Consider the following 13,183-nt stretch of genomic DNA (forward strand, 5'->3'; position numbering starts at 1 on the left):
TTCAATGAATAGAAAGATAAAATTATTACAAGAAAAAAAGAGAATTGGAATATACCTTATACTTGCATTATTAATAATACTGCTAATGATATTATGGATACACCACAATAAAAATGATTCCAAGGCTACTATCAGAGTCATGGGAGGAAGATATTTTATTCAGTCAGAATCTGTAGAGCAAAAGAATGCAGAGGAAAGCGATCCTTTATTAGAAGATACAGATGTTGAAAAGTATGTAAGACCCTCCAATTTACCAGTATTGAATAATAAAGAATTACCTTCAGGGTTTTTAAGAGATAATTTTGGAAAAGAGTATTCTGAAATCATTATGCCAGAGGAGTTATTTGACACTACAGAAGATACCATTCTTAGCTATTATAGTATTCTTAGAGAAGCTGCGAATCCAGTAGAGGATAAAAGTGCTGGTTGTGGAACGATTGGAAATGCAACACTACCTTATCCAGTGGCATATAATTTTCTATCCAAAGAATATCAAAAGCAATTACCATACAAAGAATATTTAAAAACTTTTGAGAATATTCTTCATCTAAGTGTTGTGAAATACAGAAGAATTCCTATATATGAAGCACCTGCCAATACCGTAAGATATTTTGTGGAATTTGAGACAATTGAAGGAACGGATAAAGGGAGCGGTAGTTTTTCTTATTATTATGCCTATGTGGATGTCATAAAAGAGGGAACAGGATATAAAATCTCCAATGTTGATATTTATGGAGAAAATTATCTGTGTGCGCCAATGCATGGATGGGCTTATGATGCTGAATACGTTGTTCAAATAGAATATGGGAATTGGTGTTCACTTGTTAAGGAACTATATCCGACCGATCAGTCAGGATATGTTAAGAGAATCTATTTTAGTGGGACAGATGGTAAGGACTATCAATTTGTATTCTTTCAGTTAACCAATGATACCGATGTATTAATTGCACAATATAGAAGAACGGATGAGGACCATTGGGAACTTATTAAAATAGATCCAAATAAGTGTCTGAAGGACTCGTCATTATAATCAAAAACAGTTCAAATATTTCTGTCATATTCACTGAATTCCACCTACATAAAATAGGTCACCTCGTCATAAGATTATGAAGAGACATCTATATTCTGGGTGAATTATTATGGTTAGGAGGGCTTAACAGTGAATGACAGAAATGATGAAGTGTTAGAACAGTATGACATAAAAATATGTAATACTTACCGAGCGAGAGGGTCTTACATTTTAGAAACTAATCGGGGAATAAAACTGTATAAAACTTTTGAAGGTTCAAAAAACAGAATTGAATTTGAGAATAAAGTAAAAGAACACATTTTTATGCAAGGGTACTCAAATATTGACCTATTTGTTAGAAATAAAAATGGGGAATTGGTTACAGAGGATACTCAAGGAAATAAATATATTCTAAAAAACTGGTTTCTTGGTGAAGAATGTAATTTAAGAAGTTCAGGAGATATCTTATTAGCGGCTGCAAACCTTGCCCAGATACATAATCTGATGTCAAATGTTTCCTTAACTCCAGAAGAGAAGAAGTACAATCGTTTTTATTATCTTCCTGATTTATATGATAAACATAATCGAGAGCTCAAACGAGTTAGAGCATATATTCGAGAAAAGACGCAAAAGAATGAGTTTGAAACCTGCTATTTAAGCTGTTATCAAGAATTTTATGAACAAGGATTGAAAGCAATCGGACTATTACAAGCTTCTAATTTTGAACAACTATTAGAAGCTTCTACTAACAGTACACAAATATGCCATGGTAACTATACCTATCATAATATTCTTATGATGAAAAATGGTGTTGCTACGACAAATTTTGATAAAGTATGTTTGGGTGTTCAAATGCTAGATCTATATCTCTTTATTCGTAAGGTAATGGAGAAAAACGATTGGACAATTGAATTAGGAGAAATGATTATTAAAGAATATCAAAAGAATAAGCCTCTTAGTGAGGAAGATTTTAAAATGTTATATATTCTTCTCCTATACCCAGAAAAGTTCTGGAAGATTACGAACTATTATTTTAATGGTAAGAAATCATGGATACCACAAAAGAATATCCAGAAACTTATTAGCATTCAACAACAGAATGCAGTTAAGAATGAATTCCTAGACTGGTTAAACGAAAAGTTTCTGTAAGTGGAGTGACAGATATTAGCGTGGTATATAAGAACAAGGGCTAATCACATGTGATGTTGCATGATGGTTAGCCCTTGTTATGTATAATAGCACTCAGTAAACTAAATAAAGATATGGAACCTTGTATCATTATAAAAGGTTCCAAAGTTTCTGTTTATATTACATAACAGGAACTTCAAGAGCGTTTAGTTTTTCCTTCATATCTTCTAAAGTACTAAAATGAATTGTATGAATTCCTATTTTATTGGCAGCTTCAACATTCTCCAATTTATCATCAATAAATACTGTTTCAGTTGGTGCAAGATCATATTGATTTAATAAAGTATGATAAATTTCAGCTTGAGGCTTGATTTGCTTTACTTCATAGGAGATGACTTTACCATCAATGAATGGAAAGAAGGAAAAGTTCTTCATAGCATATTGGAAGGGAGTCTTAGGATAATTGGATAATAGATATACTTTGTAACCAAGATCCTTTAAGGACTTAATGAGTGGTGCAGCGTAATCGTATTCAGTTACGATTCGTGTTATGTTATCAAAGAAGAGCTGAACTTCCTTCTCATATTCTGGTGCATGAGAGATACATTCTCTTATGATATCTTCATCTTCTCTTACTCCACGGTCAAATTCATTCCAAATGGCATGTTTTACAGTCGCATTCGCCACATGGTCACGAATCTCTTTCGTGAAATTTAGCTCTTCAAGGTACTCTTTCCAACGAAAATGTGTAAGTACATTACCAATGTCAAATACTATATTACGAATCATATTTTTATTCCTTTCTATGTAAGGGTTTATAGGATCAGCAAACTATTTATTAATTATACGATACTAAGTTTCAAATCGCAATTAACATGTCAGCGTTCTGCCTTTTCATTTTCAATTGCTTCATGTATAATAAATGAATAGGGATATATGGGAGTATGATTTTTACATGGTTTAGAGAAAATATAGATAAAGTACGTCAAAAGAAGACAGATGGGAGACAGCATGAAGAAAGAATACGAGGGCGTTACGTATGAACCTTCTTATCAAAGAAATCCGGATCAATTAAATCAAGAGGATAATAAAGAGAAGAAGGATAAGAGAGAGAATAAGGGCAGAAGTAATACGAAGCAGGAACGAGCAAAGAAACAATTAAATTATAATTTAGAGACAAAAGATACTTTTTGGAACAGGAATAAATATTTTATATTACTTGCTGGAGTAGTAATAGCTTCGCTAATGATAGCCTTTGTTACATTTCAAAAGGTATATCAACAGAAGCAAGGAACAGAGAATGCGAATAATGCAGCTACTGCCACTGAAACTCCAACAGGGCGCTATAATACCAAAACGCAAGGTGTTGTAAAAGCAATTGATAAAGCAAAAAGTACTGTATTATTTTATGATATAAAAGAAGGTATGGATTATACGGTTAATTATGATCCAGCAACAAATGTGTTAAATAAGTATGATAAAGTAATGATAATGGATCAGCTTCAAATTGGTGAGATTACCGATATTTATTATGATAATAATACGAATCGATTAGATAAGATTCAGGTATCAAAAGAAGCTTGGGAGTATAAAGGAGTTAAGAATCTAGTTGTTGATCAGACGAAGAAGCAGATGTCGATATCCAATGCTACTTATAAATATCAAGATAGCGTTGTGATAGCTAGTGAGAAAAATCTAATTAGTCTGATGGATCTAAATCAAAAAGATGAACTTATTGTGAAAGGCTATGACAAGCAAATCTACTCTGTTATTGTAGATAAGGGACATGGATATATAAAATTAATCAATTATGAGGATTTTGTTGGTGGCACGGTAGAAGTTGGACATGATATTATCTTGCCAGTAGTAGAGAATATGTTAATCGTGGCAAGAGAAGGAGAGTATAAACTCACCATGAGCAATGGTAATTTTGTTGGTGCTAAGTCCATTACGGTTCTTAGAGATCAGGAAGTTACCGTAGACATGGGAGATTTCGTGAAACCAGCAGAGAAGAAGTCAAGTGTTGACTTTAAGATAAGTCCAAATGGAGCAGATCTATATGTAGATGGAAAAGCAACCGATTATGAGGAAGCGGTAAAATTAGATTATGGGGAACACCAGATTGAAGTCTCTTTAACTGGATATGATACGTATACCGGTAAAATAAATGTAGATTCTCCTAGTACATCGGTAGCTGTCGATCTTGTTGAGTCAAAGACTGAAGATAACTCTAGTGATAAGAATAACAATTCAAGTAGCAGTACGAACAATACAAATAGCAATACAAACAATACGAATACGAACAATAATTCAACCAGCACGAATAATAATTCGACAACTACAAATAATTCAAGTGATAATACTAATAATACAAGAAACAGTAGTAAAAATAGTACAACGGATTCGAGTAATAATACTTCATCAAATACGAGTAGCAATTCAAATTCAACAACGACTACGTCTGACAGTAAGGTGGATAGTAGCCATACGGTAACAGTCCAAGGTCCAAGTGGTGCAGAAGTATATATAGATGGAACATTAAAGGGCACAGCTCCAGTTACTTTTATAAAGACAATTGGAACTCACACGATTACAATCCGAAAGACAGGTTATAGTAATAAGAGTTATACAGTAGTTATATTAGATGATTCAGAGAATGTATTATTTAACTTTCCAGAGTTGACGGCGCAATAATTGGATATTGGTAGAGGGTCAAAAGCCTAGTTTTTATAGATAGCGTTGACCTTTGGAAATTAAAGCTATATAATAATTCAAAATACAATAGAAGATATAGGTGATTGCAAGATTTCAATAAGTTCGCTTTTACTTAAAGCATTTACACAAAGAAAGGAGATTCATATCATGATCACAATTAACACAGACAAAGCTCCAGCAGCAATAGGACCATATACACAAGCGAAAGAAGTAGGAGGATTCATCTTTACTTCAGGGCAGATTCCACTAGATCCAGCAAATGGTGAAGTAGTTGGCACTGAGATTAAAGCGCAAGCAGAACAAGCAATTAAGAACGTCGGAGAGATTCTTAAGGCAGCTAATTCAAGCTATGAGAAAGTGATTAAGACTACATGTTTCTTAGCTAATATGGAGGATTTTGCAGCTTTTAACGAAGTATATGCAAAGTATTTTACCGAAAAACCAGCGCGTTCTTGTGTTGCAGTTAAGACTCTACCAAAGGGAGTTCTAGTAGAAGTTGAAGTAATTGCAGAGAAGTAAATCTAAGGAATATAATTACTGATAAAGGATTAAAAATAGATTTTTTACCATTAAAAAGTATTTATTAATAAAAATAAATTGCTGTACTTTTTAACTAATTTTCATAGTTTGAATACAGCATATTAGACAAAGGACAGGGACTAAAATCCCTGTCTTTTCTTGTCCATTTTTTCTAGTATTCGTCATAACGTACAAACAGTTCTTTTTCTTATAAATCGGTATAAAATATTACATTGACAAAGAAAATAAAAGCATATATAACTTAACTAGAGGTATAAGAAAGAGCAGTATTTTTTTTACAACTAAAGGAGGAACAACATGAGTTATAAACAGATTTATCAAGAATGGATTGCAAGTTCATATTTTGATACTAAGACAAAAGAAGAGTTATTAAGAATTAAAGATGATGAAAATGAAATTAAGGAAAGATTCTATGCAGACTTAGAGTTTGGCACAGCTGGACTTCGAGGCATTATTGGTGCAGGAATCAATCGTATGAATATTTATACTGTACGTAAGACAACTCAAGGGTTAGCTAATTATATTATAAATGCTGGTTTTGCTGATCGTGGTGTTGCAATTGCTTATGATTCACGTAGAATGTCACCTGAATTTGCAGATGAAGCAGCATTAGTACTAAGTGCAAATGGAATCAAAGCGTATGTATTTGAATCATTAAGACCAACTCCAGAGTTATCATTTGCAGTAAGAGAGTTAAAATGTATTGCAGGTATTAACATTACAGCAAGTCACAATCCACCAGAATACAACGGTTACAAAGTATATTGGGAAGATGGCGCTCAGATTACACCACCTCATGATGCAGGAATTATGAAGGAAGTAAAAGATGTAACCGATTACAGTACAGTAAAGACAATGGGTAAAAAGGAAGCTAAGGATCAGGGGCTTTACGTATCAATTGGAAAAGATATTGATGATAAGTACATTGCCGAATTAAAGAAGCAAGTAATCCATCTTGATAGTATTAAGAGTGAAGGTAAAAATCTTAAGATCGTTTATACACCACTTCATGGAACTGGAAATATTCCAGCTAGAAGAGTGTTAGAAGAATTAGGATTTGAAAATGTATATGTTGTTCCAGAACAAGAACTACCAGATGGTGAGTTCCCAACGGTAGACTATCCTAATCCAGAGGATGAAAAAGCATTTGCATTAGCTCTTAAGTTAGCAGAAGAAAAAGATGCAGACTTAGTTCTAGCAACTGACCCAGATGCAGATAGACTTGGCGTATACGTAAAAGATACAAAATCAGGTAAGTATATCTCAATGACAGGCAATATGTCAGGATGTTTATTAGCAGATTACGAAATTGGTCAAAGAAAAGAATTAAACGGTAAGCTTCCAGAAGATGGAGCGCTTATTAAGACTATCGTAACTTCTAATATGGCAGATGCAATTGCAAAATATTATGGGATTGAGTTAATCGAAGTATTAACAGGTTTCAAATTTATCGGTCAACAAATCTTAGGATTTGAGACAACAGGAAAAGGTAGTTACCTTTTCGGATTTGAAGAAAGTTATGGTTGCTTAATTGGTACTCACGCTAGAGATAAAGATGCAATCGTTGCAACAATGGCTCTTTGTGAAGCAGCAGCTTACTATAAGACAAAAGGAATGACTTTATGGGATGCATTAGTAGCCATGTATGAAAGATATGGTTTCTATAAAGATGACGTTCGTTCCGTAACATTAAAGGGAATTGAAGGATTAAATAAGATTCAGACTATTCTTGAAACACTAAGAAATGACCCACCAGCAGAGGTTGGTGATTATAAAGTATTATCAGCAAGAGATTATAAGAAAGATACCATTAAAGATTTGACAACAGGCGAAGTTAAACCAACTGGTTTACCAAGTTCTAACGTTCTATACTACGATATGACAGATAATGCATGGCTATGTGTTAGACCATCTGGTACAGAACCAAAAGTTAAATTCTACTTTGGTGTTGTTGGAACATCTCTTGAAGATGCAGATGAAAAATCAAAAGAATTAGCAGATAGCGTAATGGCTATGATTGAGAAAATGTTATAATTAAATAGGAAAAGTCCCTTATGGTAGTTTGTCGTGAATACCACTGTATAAATATACATGTAGTGGATTTAGGTAAAGAAGTATAAGAGATACTAAATATAAAAAGAATCATTCAAAACATAATCAGAAGGAGCGAACTCGTTTAAAAACGCTCAAACATCACTCCTTCTGATTATTAAATGATTCTTTTTTTATTAAGAATCTCTAATACTCTTTAAAACAAATCCTCTATATGCATGTTTATACAGTGATATTCGGATAAGTTTTCTTTAAGGGACTTCTTTAGTATTCACTGTTTAAGTGATCTGCTATTTTGCTAATTATTTATAATAAAAACAGAAAGAAGCCATATATAAGTGATTAAGTTATAATCTTCACCAGTCTAATCTTGAAAGGCAAAACTTCCTTTAGAAAATAGTACATAATTATATAAAAAGTACATAATATTTAGATAAGAAAACTTTTTATAGGAGGACGTATGAGAACTACATTATGGACTCAAAACTTGTTTCGGAGAAAAATGGAGAGCGTCATATTATGTATTACAGTTATTTTATTCTCATGTTTTCTATTTGGTGCATGTAAAAATAGTAATGCAGAGGTTAAAAAGATTAAAGATCTGGAATTTACAGTCGTTCAAGATGCAGATGTACCAGAAGAATTAATGAAGATTATTGAGCAAAAGAAAGAACAGCCATTTGAATTTTCTTACACTGACTCGGAATATTTATATATCGCAATTGGGTATGGACAACAGAATACGGGAGGTTATAGTATCACGGTAGATGATTTATTTTTAACAAAAAATGCAATATATGTGGATACTACCCTTATGGGGCCAAAAAAGAATGAGGTGGTTACTCAGGCGCTTACATACCCTTATATTGTTATTAAGTTAGAGCGTATGGATAAAAGTGTAGTGTTTGAATAGCAGAATAATGTGAATCTAATATAAAAGAGGCTTTTGTAATAGCTTATGCAGCTAGTTTACAAAAGCCTCTTTTATATTGAACGTCGAATATATTAGAAAAATTACTAAAGAAATAATGATAAATATTCCAATAAATGTAAAATATCATTGACGAAATAATACGAAAATGTTAATATAATTGTAAACATTAGATAAAAAATTCATAGATAAAATACATAGTATGTGTAAGTTATACAAAAAAATACGAAAAGGATGAATCTTAAGTCTTTGTCTTATGATAAGGAAAGATTAGTTTAATAATATGCTAACTTAAGAGATGTGCAAAAGAAGATTATCAATCATAGAAAAGGAGTGTGAGCCAGCTAAGATATTACTGCGTAGGGAAGAAGAATTGTCTAGAAAATAATAAATAAGGAGAAGGATAGTTATGAGAAATAAACGTTATTTAAGAGGAATACTTGCTATCTTACTTGCATTAGTCTTGACATTACAGATCTTACCACAACAAGCAACTAGTACTATTACATCCCAAGCAGCAACAACAAATAGTTTAGCTAATGTTAATACAAGAGATGGACTTATCATTCAGATGCATATGTGGTCATTTAATAATATTAAGAGTAAACTTCCTGAGATAGCAGCAGCTGGTTTCAAAGCAATACAGGTGTCGCCAATACAAGGTGCGAAAAATAGTTCTGAGTGGTGGAGCTTATATCAACCAATCAATCAAAGTATTGGTAATCCACTTGGTTCAAGACAAGAATTTCAAGATTTATGTTCGGAGGCAGAGAAATATAATATTGATGTTATTGTTGATGTAATAATGAATCATGTGGCAAACCAAGGCAAAGGTCAAGAGGATGTCGTATCTGATCAAGTAAGTAGCGAATTCAAACGTACTGATTTTTATCATAACAAGGGACAATGCAGCGATTGGAAGAATAGATGGGCAGTAACTCAACAAGGAATTGGTATGCCAGACCTTAATACACAGAGTTCAGAGGTACAAGCTAAAGCAATCTCTTTCTTAAATGACTGTATTGCTTGTGGGGCAGATGGGTTCCGATTTGACGCAGCAAAGCATATTGAGACGAATGTAGGAGAGGATGCGAACAAAGCTTGGGCAGGAAACTATTGGACCAATGTATTAGGAAATCTAACAAATAAGAATGTATTTATCTATGGTGAAGTTCTAGACGAAGCAAATAGTGAATCTGATAATATACAAGGTTATGCAAGCTTTATGAGTGTTACAGATCATTATTATGGAAGTACGCTAAGAAATGCAGTAAAGAGTTCGAATCTAAGCGTAGCACAGAATTGGAATGTAAACCTTCCTGCGAATAGAAGAGTATCTTATGTAGAGAATCATGATAATTATGAACATAATGAGTCTGGAATCAATGATGATCAAAGAAAGATTGCATGGGGAATCCTAGCAGCAAGAGATAATGTTACTCCAATGTATCTTTCAAGAAGAACTGGTTCCATGGGTTCCGTAGGAACTACAGACTTTGAGAATACAGAGATTGCGGCAGTTAACTGGTTTCACAATGCAATGATTGGACAAAGTGAATACTTAAGATATTCCAATAATAATAGTTGTATGTTAGTAGATAGAGGAAGAATAGGAACAGCAATTATTAATGAAGGTGGAAGCTTCTATTTGAGTAGTGCTACTAATTTAACAAGTGGTACGTATACTGATAATGGTGGCTCTGGTGCTACATTTAATGTATCTGGTGGTACAATAACAGGAAATGTACCTGGCAATCGTATTATTGTATTATATCAAGATGGAATTAATCCAACACCTAGCACAAGTCCAACAGTGACACCAATTGGAGATGTAGTGAAGGTTGACCCAGCAACACCTGTAGTTGGCCAACCAGTATCAATTACCTATAATGCAACAGGAAGAAGTCTTACTAATTCCAGTAATGTCAGTCTTCATTGGGGATATGACAATTGGAAGAATCCACAGAATGTGCCTATGACTAAGATAAGTGATAATACTTGGTCTGTATCGGTAACGGTACCAGAAAGTGCAACTACATCATTGAACTTAGTGTTTACGAATGGTAGTGTATGGGATAATAATAGTAGTGCAAATTGGAGCTTTACAGTATCAAAGCAATCATCGCCAACCCCTACACCAACAGTTTCTCCTATCCCAAGTCAGAAAGTAGCATACTTTGATAATTCCTCCACCAATTGGAACAATGTTAATGTCTATGTATATGATGAAAGTGGAAGTTCTGTAAAGCAAGTAGCAGCATGGCCAGGAGTAGCAATGACGAAAGAATCCAATGGATTATATAGTTATACTCTTTCAGAAGACTGGAACACAGGAACAACAAGGGTTATATTTAATAATGGAGGAAGTTCTCAGATTCCAGCAGCTAAGCAAACCGGATATCTTCTAGAAGGAAAGATGATCTATCAGAATGGTAATTGGATTATCTATAATGGTAATAATCCAGTGCAAAGTGTTGTTGCTTACTTTGACAATTCCACCTACAACTGGAGTAATGTAAATATCTATGTGTATGATGAAAGTGGAACAAGTGTAAAGAAGGTGGCTGCATGGCCAGGAGTAGCAATGACAAAGGATTCTAGTGGGTTGTATAGTTATATCCTTCCCGATGGTTGGAGTACCACATCCACTCGAGTTATCTTTAATAATGGAAGTACACAGATCCCAAGTGCCAATCAACAAGGGTATTTGTTACAGAAAAGTATGATATTAAGAAATGGAACTTGGTCGGAATATTAAGAGGTGATGATGTTGCCCGACAAATGACCTGTTTGGGAGACAGTCTAGGCAATTTGCACAAAACAGAAAAACTTATGCTTCATTGAGTATGTATAAGAAGTTCTAGTTCTCAGATCATTTTGTGTAAAACATATGCTAGGACAGATAACTCCCTTCGTTCAGACAGATCTGTCCTAGCATATAACACGAAATGATCCGAGAACAAGATCTTCTAATACATATTCAAAGGCGAATTCATTTTTTATGTTTTGTGCAAATTGCCAGGCAAGATTTTGAAACAGGTCATTTGTCGGGCAACTCATGTGATTAGAGGGTCAAAAGTCGCTTTTAAAGTAAACAAAATGAAAGATTCCTACATACAATAATAAAATAGAGGATTATGTAATAGCGCATATTACATAATCCTCTTATTAATTTAGTTCATGGTAATTACATGATCAAGTCGAGTGTAATTATTTTCAGTAAATTGATGTGAGACAATAATAACGGTTCTGTCTGATATCTTAAGTAACACATCCTCGATAATCAACATATTCTCCATATCAAGATTTGCTAAGGGTTCATCAAAGATCAGTACATTCGTATTTCTTAATAGAGCACGAGCAATACAGATCCGCTTCTTTTCACCACCAGAAAGATTATTACCGCCTTCAGAAATTAGCATATCAAGGCATTCTTTGCTGGCATATTTCATAAGGTTTACTTCCTTTAAGGCTAGAATTAAGTCATCATCGCTACAATTCGTATACATCGATAGATTATTTCTCAATGTATCCATAAAGAGGAATGCTTCTTGTCTTACTATGGTGATAAAATCATAAACATTAGTATCCTCGGTTAGGAGTTCTCCATCCATCATTATAGTACCTTCAGTTAGTGAATAGTATTTAAGTAATAGATTAATTAGAGTAGTTTTTCCACACCCACTTCTTCCTTTTATCAAATAATGTTGATTCTTTTTAAATTCAGCAGAAAAATTGTGGATAAGTTCTTCGCCCTCTTGGAAGCCAAAGGTTATATTGGATAAATAAATGCTATGATTAAAGTCATTTGTTACCATGTGTTGGTAAGAAGCTTTATTTTCTGGTAGATAAGCAGCTCCCTCTTCAATGAACTTTGCCATGTCATAACAGATAGGCTTGATGGAAATAAGATCTTGTATAAATTGTGACAATGCAATTAACGGATAAGAAAGTTGATCTATCATTCCTATTGCTACAAAAAAGTCGCCAGCAGTAAATTCTCCTATTAATACAAATACAGCAGCAATTGATAAAACAATAAAGTAAGATAAATAGGAGATTAGAGTGGAAATCAAGCCAGCAACATAATTTAATTGTTTATTATGTAAAGCTTTATGTAGTGTATATTCATTCGATTTCTGAAAGGCAGTAAATATTTTATGTTCGATAGAATAATTCTTAATGATTTCAAAACCGGACAGCCAATCGGTAACTCTTGATAAATGCTGCTCTACAGCTTCACTATATTCCTTTTGAGAGTTTTGAAGCTTCTTCTCAATTAGCTTTGGAATATAGAGAGGGGTTGTTAAGAGAATAAGAGTTACAATTGCTAGTCTCCAATCTAGCAGAAATAATGATATACTAACTAAGATTACTTTGATTAATATTTCTAAAAATAAAGGAATAGTACCAAAATACAACGTTTGAATCATATCGACATCATTGGTATATTTGGCAATATAGTCACCATTACTTTTGGATGTAAAGTTCATATAGGTTCTGTATATCATACTTCGAAAGAAATCTTCTCTTAGTTCCTTTACACATCGTATTGAAAAATGTGCTCTTAAATAATCATAACCAAATTGAAAAGCAATTTCTAATAAAATAAAGGATACTAATAAAATAGCATACATTAAAGTTTTAGTGTCATTTCTTAATAAAGCATAATCAAGAACATCACCTTTTAAAAACTGCACCATTACCGCAAAAATAGAGCTTATAACTAGGGTTACAATAATACCAAATAATAAAAATTTATTTTTCTTTATATATTTACTCATAATGAGTCCTCCTGTTTGTTTTTA

The 13,183-nt window shown here is 33.2% G+C and carries 9 protein-coding genes; 7 read left to right on the forward strand and 2 right to left on the reverse strand.

Features of this window, described 5'->3' with window-relative positions; all coding sequences use genetic code 11:
• Positions 1 to 4 precede the first annotated feature (4 nt).
• Positions 5 to 1,030: a hypothetical protein gene (locus bsdtb5_RS00415; RefSeq protein WP_271714086.1), complete on the forward strand. Its 1,026-nt coding sequence runs from the start codon at positions 5 to 7 to the stop codon at positions 1,028 to 1,030.
• A 129-nt stretch (positions 1,031 to 1,159) separates the two neighbouring features.
• A complete protein-coding gene (locus bsdtb5_RS00420) occupies positions 1,160 to 2,158 on the forward strand; it encodes a CotS family spore coat protein (RefSeq protein WP_271714087.1) in 999 nt (332 codons plus the stop codon).
• Between the two features lie 159 nt (positions 2,159 to 2,317).
• Here bsdtb5_RS00420 and bsdtb5_RS00425 read toward each other — a convergent pair whose 3' ends face one another.
• Positions 2,318 to 2,926: an HAD family hydrolase gene (locus tag bsdtb5_RS00425; protein ID WP_271714088.1), complete on the reverse strand. Its 609-nt coding sequence runs from the start codon at positions 2,924 to 2,926 to the stop codon at positions 2,318 to 2,320.
• A 222-nt stretch (positions 2,927 to 3,148) separates the two neighbouring features.
• Between bsdtb5_RS00425 and bsdtb5_RS00430 the strand changes: the two genes are divergently transcribed.
• The 5 genes from bsdtb5_RS00430 to bsdtb5_RS00450 all read left to right on the forward strand — a co-directional run bounded on the left by bsdtb5_RS00430 (position 3,149) and on the right by bsdtb5_RS00450 (position 11,133).
• Positions 3,149 to 4,831 (forward strand): PEGA domain-containing protein, encoded by a 1,683-nt coding sequence (locus tag bsdtb5_RS00430; RefSeq protein ID WP_271714089.1) that lies wholly within the window; start codon positions 3,149 to 3,151, stop codon positions 4,829 to 4,831.
• A 168-nt stretch (positions 4,832 to 4,999) separates the two neighbouring features.
• Complete coding sequence (locus tag bsdtb5_RS00435) at positions 5,000 to 5,371, forward strand: RidA family protein (RefSeq protein ID WP_271714090.1); 372 nt, start codon at positions 5,000 to 5,002, stop codon at positions 5,369 to 5,371.
• Between the two features lie 318 nt (positions 5,372 to 5,689).
• Positions 5,690 to 7,426: a phospho-sugar mutase gene (locus tag bsdtb5_RS00440; protein ID WP_271714091.1), complete on the forward strand. Its 1,737-nt coding sequence runs from the start codon at positions 5,690 to 5,692 to the stop codon at positions 7,424 to 7,426.
• Positions 7,427 to 7,904: 478 nt separating this feature from the next.
• The gene (locus tag bsdtb5_RS00445; protein WP_271714092.1) at positions 7,905 to 8,357 is read left to right on the forward strand and encodes a protease complex subunit PrcB family protein; all 453 of its coding nucleotides are present in this window, start codon (positions 7,905 to 7,907) and stop codon (positions 8,355 to 8,357) included.
• A 427-nt stretch (positions 8,358 to 8,784) separates the two neighbouring features.
• The gene (locus bsdtb5_RS00450) at positions 8,785 to 11,133 is read left to right on the forward strand and encodes a starch-binding protein (protein WP_271714093.1); all 2,349 of its coding nucleotides are present in this window, start codon (positions 8,785 to 8,787) and stop codon (positions 11,131 to 11,133) included.
• A gap of 415 nt (positions 11,134 to 11,548) precedes the next feature.
• Here the strand turns inward: bsdtb5_RS00450 and bsdtb5_RS00455 are convergent, their stop codons facing one another.
• Positions 11,549 to 13,159, reverse strand: a complete 1,611-nt coding sequence (locus bsdtb5_RS00455; RefSeq protein ID WP_271714094.1) for an ABC transporter ATP-binding protein — start codon at positions 13,157 to 13,159, stop codon at positions 11,549 to 11,551.
• Positions 13,160 to 13,183 lie beyond the last annotated feature (24 nt).

Origin of the sequence: Anaeromicropila herbilytica (assembly GCF_016591975.1) — a bacterium.
GTDB lineage: Bacteria > Bacillota > Clostridia > Lachnospirales > Lachnospiraceae > Anaeromicropila > Anaeromicropila herbilytica.

Bases quoted from the DNA above. Each gene is read 5' to 3' on its own strand.
- bsdtb5_RS00435 (WP_271714090.1), top strand. From the start codon at position 5,000: ATGATCACAATTAACACAGACAAAGCTCCAGCAGCAATAGGACCATAT.
- bsdtb5_RS00425 (WP_271714088.1), bottom strand. From the start codon at position 2,926: ATGATTCGTAATATAGTATTTGACATTGGTAATGTACTTACACATTTT.
- bsdtb5_RS00445 (WP_271714092.1), top strand. From the start codon at position 7,905: ATGAGAACTACATTATGGACTCAAAACTTGTTTCGGAGAAAAATGGAG.
- bsdtb5_RS00450 (WP_271714093.1), top strand. From the start codon at position 8,785: ATGAGAAATAAACGTTATTTAAGAGGAATACTTGCTATCTTACTTGCA.
- bsdtb5_RS00430 (WP_271714089.1), top strand. From the start codon at position 3,149: ATGAAGAAAGAATACGAGGGCGTTACGTATGAACCTTCTTATCAAAGA.
- bsdtb5_RS00455 (WP_271714094.1), bottom strand. From the start codon at position 13,159: ATGAGTAAATATATAAAGAAAAATAAATTTTTATTATTTGGTATTATT.
- bsdtb5_RS00440 (WP_271714091.1), top strand. From the start codon at position 5,690: ATGAGTTATAAACAGATTTATCAAGAATGGATTGCAAGTTCATATTTT.
- bsdtb5_RS00415 (WP_271714086.1), top strand. From the start codon at position 5: ATGAATAGAAAGATAAAATTATTACAAGAAAAAAAGAGAATTGGAATA.